Source organism: Pseudomonas sp. G3-39, from assembly GCF_054790485.1.
Window position 1 is genome coordinate 5,876,524 of record NZ_CP186497.1, and the last position, 22,638, is coordinate 5,899,161.

Below are 22,638 nucleotides of genomic sequence, written 5' to 3' on the forward strand. Positions count from 1 at the left end.
GCGGTCGATAGTCGTCCCAAGTGTCTGATCGAGAGTTGCCCCATGAACACGCCCAACGTTGAAGCGGTGAAACTGGATGAACTGAACTGCTGGCGCATCCGCCACGGTCAGGCCGAAGTGCTGGTGGCCCAGCAAGGCGCGCACATCCTCAGTTACCAGATCGACGGCCAGCCGCCGATCATCTGGCTCAACGACAAGGCCGTGTTCAAGACCGGCAAGAGCATCCGTGCCGGTGTACCGGTGTGCTGGCCATGGTTCGGCAAGTTCGAACGCAACCCGCAGAGCGTGCAGGCCATGTACACCGGTGAGCAACCAGCACCCGCGCACGGTCTGGTACGGGCGATGGATTGGGAGCTGGGCGGCATCGAATCAGAGGCTGACGGCGTCAAGGTTGAATTCAGGCTGCCCTACCCCGAAGGTGGCCTGCCGGGCTGGCCGCATCAGGTCGATCTGACCCTGACCCTGCATCTGAGTGATCAGTTGCACATCAGCCTGACCAGCCACAATCGGGGTGTCGAAACCGTCAGCATCAGCCAGGCGCTGCACACTTATTTCGCGGTCAGCGATGTTCGCAACGTGCAGGTCGACGGTGTGGACGGTCTGGATTACATCGAGACCTTGGACAACTGGAAGACCAACGCCCAGAAGGGTGACCTTTATTTTGCCGGCGAAACCGATCGCATCTACCTCGACGCCCCGCCGCAGTTGAGCATCGTCGACCCGACCTGGGAACGACGCATCGTGCTGACCGCCACTGGCTCACGCACCGCCGTGATCTGGAACCCGTGGATCGACCGCGCGGCAGCGCTGACCGACATGGACAACGATGGCTGGCAGCGCATGCTGTGCATCGAGACGGCGAATGTGATGGATGATGTGGTGAACCTGGCGTCGGGTGCGAGCCATACGATGGGCGTCAGCATCGGCAGCAAACCGCTCTAACCAACACCGCAATATCAATGTGGGTGAAAGCCTTTGTGGTGAGGGGATTTATCCCCGATGGCCTGCGGAGCAGGCCCCTGCCCTTGATTCAAAGCGGGGGTCGCTTCGCAACCCATCGGGGACAAATCCCCTCGCTACAATTGTTCAGATGTTAGAGATCAGACTCCTGCACCACCCGCACTTTGTCAGCTTCCAGCGCATACGCCGCATCGGCCAGGTCATTGCTGACCTTCTCGATCTTCAGCGTGCCGGTCACCCACAGCGGCGTGTAGATGTCATCCAGCTTCAAACCTTTGGGATAACGCACCAGCACCAGTTGATTCGGTGGTGGCGGCGGCACGTGGATGCAGGCGCCCGGATACGGCACGAGGAAGAACAGCGTGCTGCGGCCCTTGGCGTCGGATTCCAGCGGCACTGGGTAGCCACCGATGCGGATGTGCTTGTCGTTCATCGACGCCACGGTCTTGGTCGAATACATCACCGCCGGCAGGCCTTTAGCCTGTTTCATCCCGCCCTTCTCGGTGAAGGTGCCGGTGGCTTCCGGGGAGTTGTGGTCGATTTCGGGCATGGCCTCGAGGGCTTTCTGGTCCGACTTGGGCATCAGTTCCAGCCAGTCGGTTTCCGGCAGTTCGCCGGCGTGGGCCAGACCGCTGCCCAGCAAAAGAAGAGTCAACAGAAGACGGCGCATGGAGGTGCTCGGTAAAAGATGCTCGGATAAAGGAAGGACGTTGAATCGCCGAGCATTCTAGCCCCCCCTGCCACGTTGGCAGAGAGGACTTGGTCGCTTGGATCAGTTCTTTTTGATCAGGCCGTAGATCACCAGCAGCACGATCGCGCCGACCAGTGCACCGATGAAGCCTGCGCCCTGACCTGCCTGATAGATACCCAGGGCCTGGCCGCCGTAAGTGGCCGCCAGCGAACCGCCGATACCGAGCAGGATGGTCATGATCCAGCCCATGCTGTCATCGCCCGGTTTGAGGAAGCGTGCCAGCAGGCCGACGATCAAGCCGATAAAGATGGTTCCGATAATTCCCATGGCATTTCCCTCTGACTCTGAATGGTAGATATGCCAAAGCCTAGTCAGACTTTGGCATCCTGCCATGAGAGAACGGCGGCTCCCGAAGGTTCCGCCGTTGCCAGATGAAACTGTGGTTACTCGGCGATAAGCGCTTCGACCTTGACGATCTGTGCTTGCAGCGTGGCCATGTCGGCGCAGCGCAGGTTGGCGTGACCGACCTTGCGCCCGGCCTTGAAGGCTTTGCCGTAGTGGTGCAGATGGCAATCTTCGATGGCGATCACTTTCTCAACCGGCGGAACCACGCCGATGAAGTTGAGCATCGCGCTCTCGCCGACCTTGGCGGTCGAACCCAGCGGCAGGCCGGCCACGGCACGCAGGTGGTTTTCGAACTGGCTGCACTCGGCGCCTTCGGTGGTCCAGTGCCCGGAGTTGTGCACGCGCGGGGCGATTTCGTTGGCCTTGAGGCCACCGTCGACTTCAAAGAACTCGAACGCCATCACACCGACATAATCCAGCTGCTTGAGCACACGGCTGGAGTAATCTTCAGCCAACGCCTGCAGCGGATGATCGGTGCTGGCCACCGACAGCTTGAGGATGCCGCTGTCGTGGGTGTTGTGTACCAGCGGATAGAACTTGGTTTCACCATCACGGGCACGCACGGCAATCAGCGAAACTTCGCCGGTGAACGGCACGAAGCCTTCCAGCAGGCAGGCCACGCTGCCCAGCTCGGCGAACGTACCGACCACGTCTTCCGGCTTGCGCAGGACTTTCTGACCCTTGCCGTCGTAACCCAGGGTGCGGGTTTTCAGCACGGCCGGCAGACCGATGGCAGCCACGGCGGCGTCCAGGTCGGCTTGCGATTGAATGTCGGCGAAGGCCGGGGTCGGGATGCCCAGGTCCTTGAACATGCTCTTCTCGAACCAGCGGTCGCGAGCGATGCGCAGGGCTTCGGCGCTCGGATAGACCGGGACGAATTGGGAGAGGAACGCCACGGTTTCAGCCGGGACGCTTTCAAACTCGAACGTCACCAGGTCGACTTCATCCGCCAGTTGGCGCAGGTGATCCTGATCGCCGTAATCGGCCCGCAGGTGTTCGCCCAGTGCTGCGGCGCAAGCGTCCGGCGCCGGGTCGAGGAAAGCGAAGTTCATGCCCAGCGGAGTACCCGCCAGCGCCAACATGCGGCCCAACTGGCCGCCACCGATTACACCGATCTTCATCTCAACAACCTCAGGCAATACGTGGGTCTGGATTGTCCAGGACGCTGTCTGTCTGCTCGGCACGGAAGGTTTTCAGTACCGCGTGGAACTGTGGATGCTTGGCACCAAGGATGCTCGCCGAGAGCAGCGCGGCGTTGATCGCGCCGGCCTTGCCGATGGCCAGGGTGGCAACCGGAATGCCCGCCGGCATCTGCACGATCGACAGCAGCGAATCGACACCCGAGAGCATCGACGACTGCACCGGAACGCCCAGTACAGGCAGGTGGGTCTTGGCCGCACACATGCCTGGCAAGTGGGCTGCGCCACCGGCACCGGCGATGATCACCTCGATGCCGCGGCCCTCAGCCTCTTCGGCGTACTGGAACAGCAGATCCGGGGTGCGGTGAGCAGAAACCACCTTGACCTCGTACGGGATGCCGAGCTTTTCCAGCATATCGGCGGTGTGGCTAAGGGTGGACCAATCGGACTTGGAGCCCATGATCACGCCAACCAGTGCACTCATCGTCGCGCCTCTTCTCTCTGGGCGCCCGCAGGCGCGTCAAAAACAACAAGCCACGCAGGATTGCGTGGCTTGATTGTACGAAAAATGGCCGGACGTACCGGCCGAAGGCCGCGCAGTATACCGCAAAGAAAGCAATAAACAGCCCCCGAAACGACCATCCGTCAAATCAGCGAAAGGCCCGGTTTTATTGACTTGAAGGTCAGCGACAGAACACCGCAAATCCCCCCTGTGGGAGCGGGCTTGCTCGCGAAGGCGTCAGGTCAGATACATGAATCTCGACTGACACACCGTATTCGCGAGCAAGCCCGCTCCCACAATTGGATCCGCGATGGGTCAGGAATTTTGTGCGGCGCCGCCTTCAAGCTTGCGCCACAACAGCCGCACGTTGGCTTTACGCACCAATGCGCAGCGATACAGACGAATCTCCAGCGGCACGTGCCATTGCGGGCCACCGCAGACGACGAGCTCGCCACGAGCCAGCTCGGCACGTACGCTCAGTTGCGGTACCCAGGCAATCCCCAGGCCTTCCAGCGCCATGCTCTTCAAGCTGTCAGCCATCGCGGTTTCGTAAATAGTGGTAAAGCGCAGCTGACGCTGGCGCAATAATCCATTCACCGAACGCCCGAGAAACGCCCCGGCGCTGTACGCCAGCAGCGGCACACTGGCGTCGCCCTCCAGATCGAACAGCGGCTTGCCCTCGGCATCCGCCGCGCACACCGGCAGCATTTCGGTCTGGCCCAGGTGCAGCGACGGGAAGATTTCCGGGTCCATCTGCATCGCCGCGTCCGGGTCGTAGAACGCCAGCATCAGGTCGCAGCCGCCTTCGCGCAATGCATGCACCGCGTCGCCGACGTTGGTTGCCACCAATCGCGTGGCGATGTTCAGCCCTTCGTTGCGCAGTTGCGCAATCCAGCGCGGGAAGAAGCCCAGCGCCAAAGAGTGGGCGGCGGCGACTTGCATCACTTCGCCCTGCCCGCCTTCCAGGTGATGCAGGTGGCGCAGCACTTCGCCGAGCTGTTCGACCACGGTGCGCGCGGTCACCAGAAACAGCTGTCCCGCTGCCGTCAGCTCGATCGGCGTGCGCGAGCGGTTGACCAGCGTCAGCCCAAGCGCCGCCTCCAGGCTGCGGATCCGCCGACTGAATGCAGGCTGGGTCACGAAGCGCCGTTCGGCCGCCTGCGAGAAGCTGCGAGTGGCGGCCAGGGCACTGAAGTCCTCGAGCCATTTGCTTTCCAGATTCATCACGCCCTCCCGGACACGCACCAAAACAGGTCACACGTCTGCCGCACACGCGGCGTCACACGGGCATTATGCCGAATGTGCATAGGCCAGTGTTTAACAGCATTGGCCCAAAAAATCCCACAAGCCTAGCATTCGCAGCGTTCCGGCACAGACCGGGTCCATATCGAGATGATTTCTATCATGTCCTCCGCTGCATCTTTCCGCACAGAAAACGACCTGCTTGGCGCCCTCGAAGTACCGGCTCAAGCGTATTACGGCATCCAGACCCTGCGAGCGGTGAACAACTTCCGTCTCTCCGGCGTTCCGATTTCGCATTACCCGAAACTGGTTGTGGGTCTGGCGATGGTCAAACAGGCCGCCGCTGACGCCAACCGTGAGTTGGGTCATCTGAGCGAAGCCAAGCACGCTGCCATCAGCGAAGCCTGTGCCCGATTGATCCGCGGTGATTTCCACGAAGAGTTCGTGGTCGACATGATTCAAGGTGGCGCCGGTACGTCCACCAACATGAACGCCAACGAAGTGATCGCCAACATTGCGCTCGAAGCAATGGGTCACCAGAAAGGCGAGTACCAGTACCTGCACCCGAACGACGACGTCAACATGGCGCAGTCGACCAACGACGCCTACCCGACCGCGATCCGCCTGGGTCTGCTGCTGGGTCACGACGCGCTGCTGGCCAGCCTCGACAGCCTGATTCAGGCCTTCGCGGCCAAGGGCAAAGAATTCGATCACGTCCTGAAAATGGGCCGTACCCAGCTGCAAGACGCCGTACCGATGACTTTGGGTCAAGAATTCCGTGCTTTCGCCACCACCATGGGCGAAGACCTGGCCCGTCTGAAGACGCTGGCCCCGGAACTGCTGACCGAAGTGAACCTGGGCGGCACCGCGATCGGCACCGGCATCAACGCCGACCCGCGCTATCAAGCGCTGGCCGTACAACGCCTGGCACTGATCAGCGGTCAGCCGCTGGTGCCCGCCGCCGACCTGATCGAAGCCACCTCCGACATGGGCGCCTTCGTGCTGTTCTCCGGCATGCTCAAGCGCACCGCGGTCAAGCTTTCGAAGATCTGCAACGACCTGCGCCTGCTGTCCAGCGGCCCACGCACCGGCATCAACGAGATCAACCTGCCAGCGCGTCAGCCAGGCAGCTCGATCATGCCCGGCAAGGTCAACCCGGTGATTCCGGAAGCCGTTAACCAGGTGGCCTTCCAGGTCATCGGTAACGATCTGGCGCTGACCATGGCAGCCGAAGGCGGCCAACTGCAACTGAACGTGATGGAGCCGCTGATCGCGTTCAAGATCCTCGACTCGATCCGTCTGCTGCAACGCGCCATGGACATGCTGCGCGAGCACTGCATCGTCGGCATCACCGCCAACGAAGCCCGCTGCCGCGAACTGGTCGAGCACTCGATCGGTCTGGTCACCGCACTGAACCCGTACATCGGCTACAAAAACGCTACCCGCATCGCCCGTATCGCCCTTGAAAGCGGCCGCGGCGTGCTGGAACTGGTGCGCGAAGAAGGTCTGCTCGACGAAGCCATGCTCGCCGACATCCTGCGCCCGGAAAACATGATTGCCCCGCGTCTGGTTCCGCTCAAAGCCTGAGCCGACGCGTTATTTGTAGCACCGCTCACCAGGTCGAGGGACTAGACACCTCTCACCTTTTGAGGGCTTGGGGATTTGTCCCCAAGCCCTTTTTTTTAACTTTCTGATCCTGAGACCCGTATGTCTGGGGACTGAACAATGTAGAGGTGAGTCATTGTGATGAGGGGGGATAAATCCCCTCACCACAGGGTTTGCATCAACAGAAGAGCAGTTCCCGCACAAGCCCGGCGCCGGTAACGCCGGGTGTTTCAACGCTTCGTTTCGTCGCTTGCACCACGAGCGTGCAGACGGGCGCCGCACTGATCGGTATAGTGCCGCCCCTCTTCGCGTGAGCGGTCGTCGGTAACGAGGCCATAACCCATGCGAAACCCGAACTAATAACAAACCCGCGAAATGGATCCGGGACGAAACCTTCGCCTCACCTGTCGTGCCGCGCGCAAACCGGTGTAACGCGATGTTTCTGAACATCCAGCATTTGCTTACACAAAAAACAGCGAGGAAAAATCCATGCTCGAAGTCATCAACGACTTCCTCTCAGGGAAAGTACTGATCGTGCTCATTGTCGGGCTCGGTAGCTACTTCACGATTCGCTCGCGTTTCGTTCAATTGCGGCACTTCTTCCACATGTTCGCGGTGTTCCGCGACAGCCTGAAAAGCAGCGGCGGGCAACTCAGCTCGTTCCAGGCCCTGATGCTCAGCCTTGCCGGCCGCGTCGGTGCAGGCAACATCGCCGGTGTCGGCATCGCCGTGACCCTCGGTGGTCCGGGTGCGGTGTTCTGGATGTGGGTGACCGCACTGGTCGGCATGTCCAGCAGCTTCTTCGAATGCACCCTGGCGCAGGTCTACAAGCGCGCCGATGGCGACGGTCTGTACCGTGGCGGCCCGGCCTACTACATCCAGCACGGCCTGAAGTTGAAAGGCATGGCAGTGGTGTTCTCGGTCCTGCTGCTGGTCACCTACGGCTTCGCCTTCATCGGCCTGCAGTCTTACACCGTGACCCACTCGCTGCAAAACGCCTTTGCCTTCGACCCAAGCCACACCGGGATCGTCCTGGCGGTGCTGCTGGCCATCACCTTCATCGGCGGCATCAAGCGCATCGCTGCAGTGTCCGATCTGCTGGTACCGGTCAAGACCCTGGCGTACATCGGCGTGACCCTGTACGTGATCGGCACCCAGATCGAACACGTGCCAGCGATGCTGGAAACCATCTTCAAGAGCGCCTTCGGTCTCGACCCGGCCTTCGGCGGCCTGCTCGGCAGCGCCATCGTCATGGGCGTGAAGCGTGGCGTGTTCGCCAACGAAGCGGGCCTGGGCAGTGCGCCGAACGTCGCCGCCGTGGCCTCGGTGAAACACCCGGGCGCCCAGGGCGTGGTTCAGGCCTTCAGCGTGTTCCTCGACACCTTCGTGATCTGCACCTGCACCGCGCTGCTGATCCTGTTGTCGGGCTTCTACACCCCGGGCTTCGAAGGTGACGGCATCGTCCTGACCCAGAACTCGCTGGCCGCCGTGGTCGGTGACTGGGGCCGCATCTTCGTCAGCGTCGCGCTGTCGCTGTTCGTCTTCACCTGCATCCTCTACAACTACTACCTGGGCGAAAACAGCCTGCAGTTCCTCAGCCGCAACCGCGCCTTGCTGATGGTTTTCCGCGGTCTGGTCCTGGCGCTGGTGGTATGGGGTTCGATGCAGGATCTGTCGACCGTGTTCGCCTTCGCCGACATCACCATGACCTGCCTGGCCTTCGTCAACCTGATGGCCCTGGCCATGCTGTTCAAGGTCGGCATGCGCGTGATGCGCGACTACGACGAACAGCGCCGCGCCGGCATCAAGCAGCCCGTGTTCGACTCCAGCAAATTTGCCGATCTGGATCTGGACCTGAAGGCCTGGCCGACCGAGGCGCCAGCCGCCGGCAAGACCGCAGTCGAGCCGCAAGGCGTGCCTGCAGCGCAACGCTGACAGGTGAATGACGGGCGCATCCCCTGCGCCCGTCAGTTATTGTGATGCAATAACTTGTAGGAGCGAGCCTGCTCGCGATAGCTGTCTTTCAGCCAACATCAATGTTGAATGATGAACCGCTATCGCGAGCAGGCTCACTCCTACAATGTCATCTCTTGTGGAGACCCTCAGATGATTGCCAATTCCTTTCCCGCCGCCCAACACGTCATGGTGCTCTACACCGGTGGCACCATCGGCATGCAGGCCAGTGCCAACGGTCTGGCCCCGGCGTCCGGTTTCGAAGCGCGGATGCGCGACTACCTGCACAGCCAGCCTGAACTCGTTGTGCCGCAGTGGCGCTTCCGGGAAATGTCGCCGCTGATCGACAGCGCCAACATGACCCCGGCCTACTGGCAGCAACTGCGCGAAGCGGTGGTCGATGCGGTGGACGTGCAAGGCTGCGACAGCGTGCTGATCCTGCATGGCACCGACACCCTGGCCTACAGCGCTGCGGCGATGAGTTTCCAGTTGCTCGGCCTGCATGCCCGGGTGTGTTTCACCGGCTCGATGCTGCCGGCCGGCGTCACCGACAGCGATGCCTGGGAAAACCTCGGTGGCGCGCTCGTTGCTCTGGGTCAGGGTCTGGCGCCGGGCGTGCACCTGTATTTCCATGGCGAGCTGCTGGCGCCGACCCGTTGCGCGAAAGTGCGCAGCTTCGGCCGGCATCCGTTCAAGCGCCTGGAGCGTCAGGGCGGCGGGGTGAAAGCGCCGTCGATTCCGGCCGCACTGAACTACAACCAGCCGAAACAACTGGCCAAGGTTGCTGTGCTGCCACTGTTCCCCGGCATCGGCGCCGAGGTGGTTGATGGCCTGCTGGCCAGCGGTATCAAAGGTCTGGTGCTGGAGTGCTACGGCAGCGGCACCGGACCGAGCGACAATCCCGAGTTCCTTGCCAGCCTCGGCCGCGCACGGGACAACGGTGTGGTGGTGGTTGCGGTCACGCAGTGCCATGAAGGCGGGGTCGAGCTGGATGTGTATGAAGCCGGCAGCCGTTTGCGCGGCGTTGGCGTGTTGTCCGGTGGCGGCATGACCCGAGAAGCGGCGTTCGGCAAGCTGCACGGCTTGCTCGGTGCGGGTCTGGACAACGCCGAAGTGCGGCGTCTGATCGAACTCGACCTGTGTGGCGAATTGCGCTGAGCCTGGTCCGGCGCCGGCGATAGTCCGACGCCCTACATATCTACCACCCACGCTGCATCGTGCCTCCCTAGCATGGAGCGATCCCGAGACTTGTCCTCGGGATCGCCTCCATCACCAGAACGCAGGGACGCACGATGAGTTCAGCAACCACAAGCTCCACCCGGCAGACGGCTGCCGGCACCAATCCCACCGAAGCCCTGATCACCCAATTGAGTGTCGGCCCCGACTTGCGCGACGTGGCCGCCGTGCTGTTGCGCGAACATTTGCGCAAGCTGTACCCCACGCTTGATCTGGAGCCGAGCATTACCATGATCGGCACGCCGCAATGGTCCATCGTCGACGAACAGATCGTTGCCGGAAATCCGACCTACCAGGCCTTGACCGAAATCCTCGCCGCCCAGGTCGTGCAGGGCACGCCGACGCTGTATATCGAAGGTGAACACTTTCTGACGCAACAACCGATCAGCGATCCGGCCGTCCACCTGCCGGTACGGATCGACGAAATCGCCAGCCTGCTCAACCTGCTGGCACCGGTCATGCTCACGGCGTTTCAGGAGCAACAGCTGGCGTACTGGAACAACGCCGACGACAGCAACGGCCCGCGTTGGCATACATTGTCGAACACCCTGCGCGAGATCTGGAACGTCAATCAGGTACAAGGCTGGAGCGAGAGTGACTGCGCAATGGCCCGCGCGCTGTATCGCACTGCCGGTCTGGCCGGCAGGAAAATCGATGACCAGAACAGCGCCTGCCTGATCGCCATTGATCTGATCGATGGCACAACCGTAAAGCATTTGAACGAAGTATCGATGGCCGTGCTGATCGGCACACAACAGGGAAAGACGGTCATCCTCGCCCACTCACTGCTCAAGGGTTATCAGAAGTTCGACTCTCTTGACCAACTGGGCAAATCCTTGCCTGCGCACGTGGGCAATCTTCAGCCGTACCAGCAGTTGAACTGGCGATTGCTGGAACCCTCGGGCAGCATCTTCGATTATCAGGCGTGTGCACTGGTCTCGATTCAGATCGATGTGATCGGCGCGCTGGATTTTTCTCCTGCCACACCTGCCCCGCTCGACAAGCCATTGTCCACGGCCACCCCCGAAGTCGACGCCACGGCGAAAAAGCCCGGCCCGCCATTGAGCTGGTTTCAGAATGCCTTGCCTGACTGGCTCATTGCTGCATCACTGCCGGATCTGAACAACTATTCCCGGCACTTGAAGGATCTGGCTGCACTGCATAACCAGAACACCGGCAAGTCCTATCTGGATGGCATCCTGCCAATCAGCGAATACGCGCTGAGCGAAATGAACGCCTTGCATGCCGAGACCCTTCGCGCGCACGCCGATGCGCAGCGTACCGATCTTGAAACAGCTCTGGAGTCGATCCAGTTGCGGGTCAAAAGTCCGGTGATCTGGGGCACCTTTACTGTTCCGGGAAAAATCGAGACTTACAATTTCAGCGTCACCGATCTGGCCTTGCAGAATCTGATTGCAGTGCCGGTAGGCAACAAGACCCTGCACTCCACCCGTGGCAAGCCATTGCCGACATGGCTGACCGTAAGCTATCTGGAAGACCTGGTAACCCGCGCGGATATCGGTACGACCTACCCGGCGCTGATCAAGCGTCAGTTGGTCGACACCACGCCAGCTTCCGCCGGGAGACAGGCACTGTTCACTCAACACTTGCGCATCCAGTTGCCGCTGCTAGCCCTGCAATCGAAAATTCGCGGCAAGGCCGGTATCGACGCACGCGGTTACCGCTATGTCGTCGCGGTGCTGGATCCCGACAGCAACCATCGCATGGTCGAGGACCAGACCATCGTCATGCGGCCTCTGGCTTTCGTACCTCAACGCAGAACAGACGGCAGCCATGACGAAGTCGCCAACATGTTCGTGATCGGTCCTGAGGACCCGAGCGCCGGGCCGTGCCTGCTGTATCGACCGATGCTCGACCAGCCGTTGACCCAATACCCTTCCCCCAGCAACTTGCTGTACGCCATCCAGCAATCCGCCAGTCTGCGTGACTCGGTGCTCGCCTGGCTCCCGGACCGCGTGCGCAGCGACTACGCCAACTATGTGTTTCCAGGCACGTTGCCCTCCCCCTGGACCGTCACCGAGTTTCTGGTGGATGCGGAAAAAATGAGGGTCATGAGTGGGCCGATCAGCCTCGGTAGAAAGACCGTGGAGGGCGATCTGCCAGGCGTTCTGTACAAAGCCAACGCGTCGGCGCTGGTCGAGCTGGCCGACCGCCAGTCGGTGTCAAATGCGGAAAGTCGCTGGGCCAGTTTCAAACAGGCCGGATGGACCCTGTTCAATGCCGTCTTGCCGTTCCTCGGACGCACGGTGGGTGTCGCGACGTGGATCTGGCAGGTGATGGAGCAACTGCAAGCCCTGAAGGAAGCCCGGGAGCAGGATGACTCTTCCGCGCAATGGTCAGCGTTCACCGAGGTGCTGCTCAATCTGGGGATGGCGATTACGCTACACATCGCCGCGCGCTCCCCGCAACGATTGGCGCATGAGACAGATGCCGTCGACATAGCGTCAAAACCTGAGCCCACGACGCCACACGTCATCCTGCACCAGCTCGAAAAAAGCGCTCCCCATGAAACCTCGAACCTGCAGCAGACCTTAAACATCAGTGGCGCCGCAAACCGCACGCCGGCAAGCCTGCGCATCGTATTGAGCCGCTTCCGGATCCAGCGTCCACAAGGTCTGAGCCGCAGCGACGCCGGGGCCGGACGCCATCGTCACCTCTACCGCCATGGCGACAAATGGTACGCCCCGGTCGGTGCTGACTGGTTCCAGGTGGCGGTGGACGAAAACGCCACGGTCATGATCATCGATTCACAGAATCCCGCACACACCGGTCCTGCCCTGATCGGCAACTTGCGCGGCGAATGGTTTATCGATACCCGGATGCGTCTGCGCGGAGGCGGCTCGACCGGCCTGACCAGGCTGGCTGAAACACAACGCCAGATCGAAGCGGAAAAACTGCGCACTCGCCTGACCGCTTTCGAAAGCCGTAAGGCGTTAGCCCAAGGCGAGCTGGAACAGGCGCGCCAGGCAATGAGTGCTGCCACTGCTGAAACCGCTGCGGACAAACGCCATGTGTTTCTTCAGGCTCTGGAAACGCAACGCGATGCCTATACCCGAGCGTTGAGCGATCTCAAAGCGCTGCATGTGTTCTCGCCGACAGCTGATTATCAGCAGCGTTCTCTGGGTTATCTCAAGGCTCAGCTCGAACTCACCCATGCCGGGGTTCGCGAGGCGCTGACCGTGTTCACGCCGAAATTGCGCAGCACGCTGAACAACCTCGAACGCCAGGCCGAACAACCGCAGCTTCGGCAAATCGCCGAGACGCGACAGATGCTTGAACTCAATCAGGACATGATCACGCGTCTGGAGCAGATCCAGGTAAGGCTGGAGCAACTCAAAGAGTTCGAGAGAGACGGCTTGCGCCTGATTCAACTGACCCGCAAGGCACTCCCGGCGTACTCGATCGACGATCTCAAGGCACTGCAAGTGACACTGGCGCGCAATGTCTGTCTGCCCGAACACTCGGTGGCGACAGCCGCGGATGCCTGGCTCAGTCTCGACCGGATTGTCGATACCGCCGATATCGCCATTCAGGCGCTGCGCGACACCCTCGAAGAGCGCAGCGTTTCCCGGCTCGACGAACGCATCGACTGCCTCAACGATCTGATCGAACAATTCAACGTACTCGACGAGCGCCTGGCAGACTTCAAGTCCGCGTTCGCTGAAAGTGTGCAAGAGGCACCGCTGGCAAACCTTCGCCAACAGCTCGAGCAATTCAACCGCAGCGCCCGCCACAACCTGGTGCTGTTGCTCGAAGAGCGCGACACCCTGCGCAGCCGCCCGGCGCTCCCCGTGCAACCGCCAAGGCCGAAAAAGAAGTTCATCCGCACCCGCTACAACGGCGTGCTGATCGGCGAGCCGCGCCTGACGGCACAGGGCCTGGAAACCGACCTGGTCGACATCAAGTCACCGCTCACGGACAAGGTCATCTCGACCTTTCATCAAAAAACTCCCGGGGTGTGGGTCGAACGTATCAGCACTGCCTTGCCGACGCCGACGCCAGCGCTCGAAACCAGCCTGAACAAGGGGCAGGACCTGCTCGACGGCCTGCCGGCGTTCACCCTGCGCATGAACGAACTCATGAAGCAGGCCGGACGCTCGGCGGTCGGTATCGAGTACCTGTTTCACCAGCACGCCCTGCAACTGGAACACGTCAGCGCGGCCATTGAACAGGCCCTGACCGACAGCAACGCCACGGACAGCAGCCAGCGCTCGGCTGCGGTGCTGAACAAGGCGCTGAGCGATGCCGTCGACAGCCTATATCAGCAGGCCAAAACCGCCATGTCGATGATGACCAGGGCACAATCACCCACACCATCAGGTGTCGCCTGGCTTCAGACCAATGACAGCATCCGTATTGCAAAAACTGTCAGTCGACGCCGCCTCAAGGGCGGCAAGGCGCTCTACCTGGACGAATACAGCATCACTGACCAGACCACGCGCAAGGTGCTGTGGTACGCGCATTTTCTGTACTCCACCTCATGGGTGCCGGACAAGGCCTTCCTCTCTGCACGTTTGAAAACCCCCGCGGAGCGGCAACTGGGATCCGATGCCGACAGCACTCGCGGGTTGAGCCGGGCCGAACGGCTGGCGTACTACCGCAGCATGATCGGCGTGGAGCAGGCCCGACAGCTGTTTTTCAGCGCGAGCTAAGGCATACGCTGATGACCGTGCACGACGTCGCCCCTGCCTGTGGGCGTCGTGCACGGCACGCTACTTGCTGCCTCTTTTGCCAAAAACCAGCGGATGCCGCCTCATGCTCCACTCCCACCTCACGACGCTCAATGCCGTCTCACTGGTACTCAACACCTTCAAGACCGAAGGCCTGTCGAGCGAAGCGCTGCTGGCCGGCAGCGGCATCAGTGCGGCGGATCTGGCCCGTGCCGACACACGCATCACCACCAATCAGGAAATGCAGGTCTGCGTCAATGCGGTCGCGCTCAAGCATGACATCGGCCTGGAACTGGGCCGACGGATGCACGTTTCCTGCTACGGCATCCTCGGTTACGCCCTGCTCACCAGTGCCACCTTAGGTGACGCTTTGCGCCTGGCGATTCGCTATCCGGCGCTGCTGGGAACACTTTTCGAACTGAGCCTGGAAGACGACGGCGAGCGGGTCTGGTTCGTCGCCGCCGATTACCGCGAGAGCCCGTCGATGGCGGTGTTCAACGCGGAGTTCTGCCTGGTGTCATTGAAGGTCATCTGCGACGATTTGCTTGGGCATCCGCTGCCGCTACTGGCGACACGTTTTGAACATGCCGCGCCGGATTACCGCGACAGCTACGCTGAGCACTTCAACAGCCCTCTGCACTTCGGCGCCAAGGACAATGCTTTCGCCTTTGACCGGCGCTGGCTCGATCAGCCGTTGCCTTTGGCCGACAGCATCACCCACCAGGCCATGGCCGACCGCTGCCGCAAACAGAACATCGAGTTCACCGGACGTCAGGCGTGGCTGGGGCGGATTCGCCAGTTGCTCAGTGCCCAGCTCAATGCAGCACCTGGGCTGGAGGGGCTGGCCCAGCAAATGAAGTGCTCGCCGCGCACCTTGCGCCGCCATTTGAAGGACATGGGCAGCAGTTATCAGGAACTGCTCGACGAACTGCGCTTCGAGCGGGCCAAGCAGATGCTGTGTGAGGATCAACTGCCGATCTACCGCATCGCCGAGACCCTGGGCTTCAGCGAGACCGCGAGTTTCCGCCATGCGTTCGTGCGCTGGAGCGGGGTGGCGCCGAGCCAGTTTCGCCCTCATTGATGTTCCAATGTGGGAGCGGGCTTGCTCGCGAATTCGCAGTGTCAGTCGCGATCAATTTATCTGACATACCGTATTCGCGAGCAAGCCCGCTCCCACCGGAATGCATTGCATGCCTGAATCTAAGCAAGGCTGTACTGAAAAGAGGGGCGAATTGCGGTCAGAGTTTTTGGCCATATCGATCCCCTTTTGGCCTTTCCTGCCGTTCTCCGTTTCGTCGCGCGCCGCAACACTGGGGGCAACCGAATCAGCCCCCTGCGGAGAACAACAAATGCTGACGATCTACTCGGACGATCACCACCTGCACCACGGCCGCTGCGAACTCATCGACGGCCAGCTCAAGCCGTGCTTCGAGATGCCTTCGCGTGCCGACCATGTGCTGCAACGGGTACAGCACCAGAACCTCGGCCCGGTAGAAGCGCCAACGGATTTTGGCCTCGAACCGATCGCGCGCATCCACAGCCGCGATTACCTCGACTTCTTCAAAGGTGCGTGGGCACGCTGGACCGAATTCAACACCGACGGCGACTTGCTGCCCTACACCTGGCCCGCCCGCACTCTGCGGCAGATCAAACCGACCAGCCTGCACGGCCAGCTCGGTTACTACAGCTTCGACGGCGGCGCGCCAATCACCGCCGGCACTTGGCAAGCAGCCTACAGTGCAGCGCAAGTGGCGCTGACTGCCCAGGCGCAAATCCAGCGCGGCGCGCACAGTGCCTTCGCCCTGTGCCGACCACCGGGACACCACGCCGCCAGCGACTTGATGGGCGGTTATTGCTACCTCAACAACGCCGCCATTGCCGCTCAGGCATTCCTTGATGCCGGCCACAAGAAGGTCGCGATCCTCGACGTCGACTATCACCACGGCAACGGCACCCAGTCGATTTTCTACGCGCGCAGCGACGTGCTGTTCACCTCGATCCACGGCCACCCGGAAGCCGAGTTTCCGTTCTTCCTCGGCTACGAGGATGAACGCGGTGAAGGCGCCGGTGAAGGTTTCAATTTCAACTATCCGCTGCCGGCCGGTTCCGGCTGGGATGTGTGGAGTGCGGCGCTGGAACAGGCCTGCAACGAGATCGACAGCTACGGTGCCGACATCATCGTCGTGTCGCTGGGCGTCGACACCTTCAAGGACGATCCGATCTCGCAGTTCAAGCTCGACAGCCCGGATTACCTGGCCATGGGCAAACGCATCGCCGCCCTCGGCAAACCAACCCTGTTCGTCATGGAAGGGGGTTACGCGGTGGAAGAAATCGGCATCAACGCGGTGAACGTGCTGGAAGGTTTTGAACAATGAACCGACTCAAGCACTGCATTGCGCCAGCCCTGTGCGCCGCGCTGCTCAGCGTCGGCGCCCACGCCGAAGAACGTACCCTGCGCGTCTACAACTGGTTCGACTACATCACGCCCAAGGCGTTGGAAGACTTCAAGGCACAGAACACCCAGACCAGACTGGTCTACGACATCTTCGACACCAACGAAGCACTGGAAGCCAAACTGCTGACCGGCAACTCCGGCTATGACGTGGTGGTGCCGTCCAACGTGTTCCTCGCCAAGCAGATTGAAGCCGGGGTGTTCCAGCCGCTGGATCGCAGCAAGCTGCCGAACTGGAATCATCTCGATCCGAAACTGATGAAGCTGATCGAAGCCAACGACCCGGGCAACAAATTCGCCGTGCCGTACATGTACGGCACCATCCTGATCGGCTTCAACCCGGCCAAGGTCAAAGCCGCGCTGGGCGATAACGCGCCGGTGGACAGCTGGGACCTGATCTTCAAGGAAGAGAATCTCAGCAAGCTCAAGCAGTGCGGCGTCGCCCTGCTCGACTCGCCGTCGGAGATTCTGCCGCTGGCCCTGCAACACCTGGGTCTGGATCCCAACAGCAAAAATCCGGCGGACTATGCCAAGGCCGAAGCGCTGCTGATGAAGATCCGGCCGTACGTGACCTACTTCCATTCGTCCAAGTACATGGCCGACATCGCCAACGGTGACATCTGCGTCGCGGTCGGTTATTCCGGCAGCTTCTCGCAAGCGGCCAATCGCGCCAAAGAAGCGAAGAACGGTGTAGTGGTCGACATGCGCCTGCCCAAGGAAGGCGCACCGATCTGGTTCGACATGCTCGCTATTCCCAAGGGCGCGAAGAACCCGGAGGACGCCTACACCTTCATCAACTACCTGCTGCAACCGACGGTGATCGCGCCGGTCAGCGACTTCGTCGGGTATCCGAACCCGAACAAGGACGCCACCCAACTGGTCGACCCGGCGATCCGCAACAACCCCAACCTGTACCCGACCGATGCGGCGATGGGCACGCTTTACACCCTGCAACCGCTGCCGCGGGATGCCGAGCGGGCACGCACCCGGGCCTGGACCAAGATCAAGTCCGGCACCTGAGCCGACGCTGACGACAAGACCCGCCGCCGTGCGGGTCTTTTTTTGTCTGCGATATTTATCTACCACCTTCGGTGCTCGGCCCGTCACTACCTTGCAACGCATCGCTCGCCGCCACTTTCGCGGTGCCTGCTGTTCTGACCAAGGATGTGACCATGCCAGAAACCCTCAACTCTCCCGCCGACCACAAGCTGCCGGATGATCAAGACGCCCTGCTCACCCAACTGATCGCCGGCCCCTCAATCAGGGAAGTCGCCACCCGCGCCCTGCAACCGGCACTGAAGACGCTATACCCCAAGTTACAGATCGACCCGCGACTGGCAATGGTGGTGACACCTGGCTGGACCTTGCGTGACCAGCGTGTCGTCCCCGGGCCGCGACACTTCGAATCGCTGACCGATGCGCTGGTGCGGCATGGCGTCGCCAACAAGCCAGTGACCTACCTGGATGGCGAGCACTACCTCACCTTGCATCCTGCGCACGAGACACCGGTACAACTGCCCGTCAACATCGAGGCTATCGCCAGGCTGCTCAATGAACTGGCGCCGCTGCTGTTTGTTGCCTTCGAGGAACAACAGGTCGATTACTGGAACCAGTTCACCCGCGCCTCCGCCCCGCGCTGGCAGGGATTGTCCAGGTCCCTGCGCGAACTGTGGAACGTCGGGACGAACCCGGCGTGGGACGACGACCAGCGCGCCATGGCCCGGAGTCTTTTCGACCATCCGCAAAAAACTGCCCGCAGTACCGATGATCGCTATCAGTCCCGCGCCTGCCTGATCGATCTGGACACCACGCGCGATGGTACTTCCAGTCACCTGCACGTCCTCGACATGGCCGTACTGATCGGCACGCTCGGCAGCCGCACGCTGATTCTCACCCACACCATCACTCGCGGTTTCCAGGCCTTCGATACCCTGCAGGAACTGGGTGCCTCACTGCAGACCCAGACGGAGGGACCGCCGCCTGCAACCCTGCAATGGCGGCTGATCGAACCTGACGGTGACTACTTCGATCATCTGGCGTGCAATCTGATCGCCCTGCAGGCCGACGCGATTGGCGAGCTGGCAAACGAACCGGCGACAACCAATCTGACGCCCCACGTCAGCCGCACGACCAACGAACTCGATCCCACGGACAAGCAGTCGTCTTCACGCTTCAACCTGGTCGAGCAAGCGTTGCCAGAGTGGATGGTCGACGCCTCGCCCAGCGACCTGACTGCCTACAGCCGTCATCTGATGGATCTGGCGCAGGTGCAAAGTCAGAACGCCGAGCAGTCCTTTGACGACGGCATCAAACCGATTCGCGAGTTCGCGCTGGAGCAACTGGAGGCGGCCCTGCTCAAGGAGCATCCCGAAGCCACTGAACTGAATCTGGCCGAGATTCGCATCGTGGTCGACAGCGTGGTGGTGTGGGGCAGTTTCACACCGTTGCTGGAGCCAGAACGCAGCACCTTCAGCCTGGTCGACCTGGCGTTGCAGAACCTGATTGCCTTGCCGCTGGGCAACAAGACCGTGAGCAGTATCGGCAGCACTGCGGTGCCGGCATGGATGACGGCTGATTATCTGGAGAGGTTGATCATCAGTGTCGACATCGGCCAGACCTATCCTGCGCTGATCAGGCAAAAACTGCGCGATGACCCGCTGGAAAGCCTGCGACGGCAGAACCTGTTCACCAGTCGGCTGCGTGTCGAATTGCCGTTACTGGCCTTGCAGCAGAAGATTCGCGCACAGGGCGGGGTCGACGAGGCGGGCTATCGCTATGTCGCGGCCGTGGTTCAATTGCTGGATGACAATCGCCGGGTGGACGGTCAGGAGATCGTCATTCGGCCGCTGGCCTTCAATCCCGCGTGGCGCCCGGGGACAACCACCGATGAAGTGGCCAACATGTTCGTGATCGGCCCCCGACAGATGGACAAGGGACCCTGCCTGCTGTACCGGCCGCTGTCCGATCATGCCTTGCTCCAGTACCCGTCGCCGGCCAACCTGGTGTACGCCATCAAGCATTCACCGACATTGCGTCAGTCGGTCCTCGCCTGGTTGCCGGACAGTGCGCGCGCCAACTATGCCAATTACGTATTCAGCGATGATCGACCCTCGGTATGGTCGCTCTCACAACTGCTCGCCGATCCCCTGACTTCCTTGCAGATGAGCGGCACGCTGACCTTGGGGACAGCAGTCATCGCTACCAATTACCTGGCTGTTCTGTTCAAGGCCAACGTCAGTGCAATGGTCGAACTGGCGAATCGGCAATCGGTGTCCAATAGCGAAAGTCGCTGGGAGAGCTTCAAGCATGCGAGCTGGATGATCCTCAGCGCCGCACTGCCGTTTTTCGGTCGAACCGTCGGTACCGCCGCCTGGATCTGGCAAGTGCTGGACGATCTGCAACAAACCTTCGACGCCGCTGCCACAGGCGACACCGGGCAGCAGAAAACCGCGATGACCGATCTGTTGCTGACCCTGGCCATGGTGCTCGCCCATCACGCCAGCACCCGTAACGCAACGCCTCGGGACATCACTGAAAAGAAGCCGGTGACCGTCGAGACCGAGCCCAGGGAGCCGGTGCCACCAACGCCGGTAAACATCGTGCAACGCCCTGATGTGATCGGTGAATATCCGGCGCAACATCAGACTTCGCTGATGACCGACACCGCCCTGAGCCTGACCCAAACCCTGGATCGGTTTGCCGTTACGCGCCCCGAAGCGCTCACCCCGCCCGCCAGCGACGCCGGCCTTTATCGTCACCTTTATCGACATGCCAGCGGGTACTACGCAGCCGTGGGTGAGCGCTGGTTCGAAGTGGCGGTCGCCGACACCGGTGAGGTTTCGATCATCAATTCGCAGCGACAGCCCGGACGTCAGGGCCCCGGGTTGATCCGCAATCGACGGGGCGAGTGGTTCGTCGACACTCGCCTGCGTCTGCGCGGTGGTGGTCTGTCGAGTCGGCGCAAGGCCAAACGACGGGAAAACAATGAACGCATCGCCGAACTCAAGAAACAACTGACCGAGTTCGATAACACCCGCGAGCAGGCCCGCGCAGAGCTGACAGCCGCTCACACCGCCATGACCACGGCCAGCGATGACACTCTGGTGGCGCAGCAGACCACGTTTCTTGCAGCACTTGAACGCCGCACCGAGGAATACGCGGCTCCCATCGACCAGCTGAAATCGCTGAACCTGCTTGAGACCGTACCCCATTTCCGCACCGCCATGACCGAGATGCTCGGTACCCAGTTGTTCTTCAACCAGACATGGCTCGCTCAACGTGATCCCCTCTTCGCCAGAACCCTCAAGGAAACCCTGGTGCTGCTCGAGGCCGAAGAAACGGCGGCAGGCACCGGTGACCCTGTCACCTACCGCAGAATGTACGATTTGACCGAGGGCATGATCAGCAAGATCGAGTTTGCCCAGTCACGTTTCCAGGAGTTGAGCCGACTGGGCAAACGTGCCGCTGAAGTCGCCAATACCTATCGCGCAAAGCTGCCTGTGTTCAGTCTCAATGATCTCAAGGCACTTCAGGTGTCGCTGGCTCGCGACATCTGCCTGCAAGAGCAGGCTTCGCCAGCGCTGACTCAGGCGCAAGGCGATCTGGTACGCCTGCTCGACACAACCAACCTGGTGATTCAGACCTCACAGGAACTGCTGCTCGACCACACCAGCCTGGGGGCCAACGAGCGGATCGAAGGCCTCAACGGCATGCTCGAACAGTTTGCCGCCATCGATCAGTCGTTCGAGGATTTCGCCCTCAACCACAAGGATGTGCTGCTTGACGAGCCCTTCAGCCATACGCGTAAACGAATCAACGAGTTCCAGCGCCAGACCGAAGAGCAACTGGCGCAATTGCTCCTCGAACACCGGCCGGTGGAGCCTCGGCCCGGTCCTTCAAGGCCAGCGCCAGCCTCACGTAAACGGATTATCAAAACCCGCTTCAAGGGCACAGTGGTCGGCGAGTTGCGTTCCTCGGCGCCAGGGCAACCGGTTCTGCTTGACGTGAAAGCGCCCATGACCGGGAACGTCATCGCCACGTTTCACGAGAAAACGCCCGGTGTCTGGGTCGAACGCATTCAGCCCGGACGGCGCCGCCCGCCTGCTCCGGTAGCGGATCTCGCCACCCAGATCAGCCAGGGCCAGACGCTGCTCGATGGCGTAGAAAGCTTCATCCGGCAAACCGAAGCCCATGCCAAAAAACCCGGTCGGATTCCGGTGGAGATCGAAGAGCAGTTCCAGCGCAAGGCCGAACAGCTCGACGAAAGCGCGAAAAGCCTTGAACAGGCCCGGCTGCGGGCGAACAGCACCGAGGAGCCGCCAGCCCTGATCGCCCAATTGAACCAGGCGGGTGAACGCCTGTACGCCGAGGGCTACCGGATACGGGTCGAGATGACCAAGCAACAACCGCCAACCGCCGCCCGGGTCGAATGGTTATTGCACAAAAATGAGATCGACATTGTGTCTGGCGGTGCCCGGCGTCGCCTCAAAGGCCCGCGCAGGGATTATCTGCAGGAGTACGAAATTCGCGAGCGGCGCAGCGGCAAGACGTTGTGGTACGCGCACTTCCATTACAACAGCCTCGATGCACCGGCCGACGCCTTCACCGCCGCCCATTTGAAACTGCAGGAGCAACGGCGGATGGCCGGCGCCTTCGACCTGGACTCAGCCACCAGCAGCCCGCAAATCATCGCTATCTATCGCAGCGCGATCAGCCCGCAGCTGGCGCGTTCGCTGTTTTTCTCATAAGCCCCAAACGTCAAA

14 protein-coding genes are annotated in these 22,638 nt (G+C 61.2%); 9 read left to right on the forward strand and 5 right to left on the reverse strand.

Annotated elements, in window-relative coordinates:
- The first annotated feature begins 42 nt into the window (after nucleotides 1-42).
- A complete protein-coding gene (locus ACOYXG_RS26605; protein WP_460354921.1) occupies nucleotides 43-942 on the forward strand; it encodes a D-hexose-6-phosphate mutarotase in 900 nt (299 codons plus the stop codon).
- A 151-nt stretch (nucleotides 943-1,093) separates the two neighbouring features.
- Here the strand turns inward: ACOYXG_RS26605 and ACOYXG_RS26610 are convergent, their stop codons facing one another.
- The 5 genes from ACOYXG_RS26610 to ACOYXG_RS26630 form a co-directional block, all read right to left on the reverse strand.
- A complete protein-coding gene (locus tag ACOYXG_RS26610) occupies nucleotides 1,094-1,630 on the reverse strand; it encodes a DUF3299 domain-containing protein (RefSeq protein WP_027610367.1) in 537 nt (178 codons plus the stop codon).
- 102 nt (nucleotides 1,631-1,732) lie between these two features.
- Nucleotides 1,733-1,978 carry a GlsB/YeaQ/YmgE family stress response membrane protein gene (locus tag ACOYXG_RS26615; RefSeq protein WP_003229635.1) on the reverse strand — a complete coding sequence of 82 codons (246 nt, stop codon included), beginning with the start codon at nucleotides 1,976-1,978 and terminating at the stop codon, nucleotides 1,733-1,735.
- Nucleotides 1,979-2,094: 116 nt separating this feature from the next.
- The gene (locus ACOYXG_RS26620; protein WP_201236259.1) at nucleotides 2,095-3,177 is read right to left on the reverse strand and encodes a 5-(carboxyamino)imidazole ribonucleotide synthase; all 1,083 of its coding nucleotides are present in this window, start codon (nucleotides 3,175-3,177) and stop codon (nucleotides 2,095-2,097) included.
- A 10-nt stretch (nucleotides 3,178-3,187) separates the two neighbouring features.
- Complete coding sequence (gene purE / locus ACOYXG_RS26625) at nucleotides 3,188-3,679, reverse strand: 5-(carboxyamino)imidazole ribonucleotide mutase (RefSeq protein ID WP_003229641.1); 492 nt, start codon at nucleotides 3,677-3,679, stop codon at nucleotides 3,188-3,190.
- Nucleotides 3,680-4,012: 333 nt separating this feature from the next.
- Nucleotides 4,013-4,921 (reverse strand): LysR substrate-binding domain-containing protein, encoded by a 909-nt coding sequence (locus ACOYXG_RS26630; protein ID WP_095137742.1) that lies wholly within the window; start codon nucleotides 4,919-4,921, stop codon nucleotides 4,013-4,015.
- 180 nt (nucleotides 4,922-5,101) lie between these two features.
- Here ACOYXG_RS26630 and aspA point away from each other — a divergent pair, with 180 nt between their 5' ends.
- The 8 genes from aspA to ACOYXG_RS26670 all read left to right on the forward strand — a co-directional run bounded on the left by aspA (nucleotide 5,102) and on the right by ACOYXG_RS26670 (nucleotide 22,623).
- A complete protein-coding gene (gene aspA, locus ACOYXG_RS26635) occupies nucleotides 5,102-6,526 on the forward strand; it encodes an aspartate ammonia-lyase (protein ID WP_027610364.1) in 1,425 nt (474 codons plus the stop codon).
- 507 nt (nucleotides 6,527-7,033) lie between these two features.
- A complete protein-coding gene (locus ACOYXG_RS26640) occupies nucleotides 7,034-8,479 on the forward strand; it encodes an alanine/glycine:cation symporter family protein (RefSeq protein ID WP_097089448.1) in 1,446 nt (481 codons plus the stop codon).
- A gap of 171 nt (nucleotides 8,480-8,650) precedes the next feature.
- Complete coding sequence (locus ACOYXG_RS26645) at nucleotides 8,651-9,655, forward strand: asparaginase (RefSeq protein WP_097089446.1); 1,005 nt, start codon at nucleotides 8,651-8,653, stop codon at nucleotides 9,653-9,655.
- 134 nt (nucleotides 9,656-9,789) lie between these two features.
- On the forward strand, nucleotides 9,790-14,406 hold the full coding sequence (locus ACOYXG_RS26650; RefSeq protein WP_460354928.1) for a hypothetical protein: 4,617 nt from the start codon (nucleotides 9,790-9,792) through the stop codon (nucleotides 14,404-14,406).
- 103 nt (nucleotides 14,407-14,509) lie between these two features.
- On the forward strand, nucleotides 14,510-15,505 hold the full coding sequence (locus ACOYXG_RS26655; protein ID WP_460354930.1) for an AraC family transcriptional regulator: 996 nt from the start codon (nucleotides 14,510-14,512) through the stop codon (nucleotides 15,503-15,505).
- A gap of 268 nt (nucleotides 15,506-15,773) precedes the next feature.
- Nucleotides 15,774-16,799: a histone deacetylase family protein gene (locus ACOYXG_RS26660; RefSeq protein ID WP_460354932.1), complete on the forward strand. Its 1,026-nt coding sequence runs from the start codon at nucleotides 15,774-15,776 to the stop codon at nucleotides 16,797-16,799.
- Complete coding sequence (locus ACOYXG_RS26665) at nucleotides 16,796-17,896, forward strand: polyamine ABC transporter substrate-binding protein (RefSeq protein WP_096795420.1); 1,101 nt, start codon at nucleotides 16,796-16,798, stop codon at nucleotides 17,894-17,896. Before ACOYXG_RS26660 ends, ACOYXG_RS26665 begins: the two co-directional genes overlap by 4 nt.
- Before the next feature lie 152 nt (nucleotides 17,897-18,048).
- Complete coding sequence (locus ACOYXG_RS26670; RefSeq protein ID WP_460354934.1) at nucleotides 18,049-22,623, forward strand: hypothetical protein; 4,575 nt, start codon at nucleotides 18,049-18,051, stop codon at nucleotides 22,621-22,623.
- The last annotated feature ends 15 nt before the right edge of the window (nucleotides 22,624-22,638 follow it).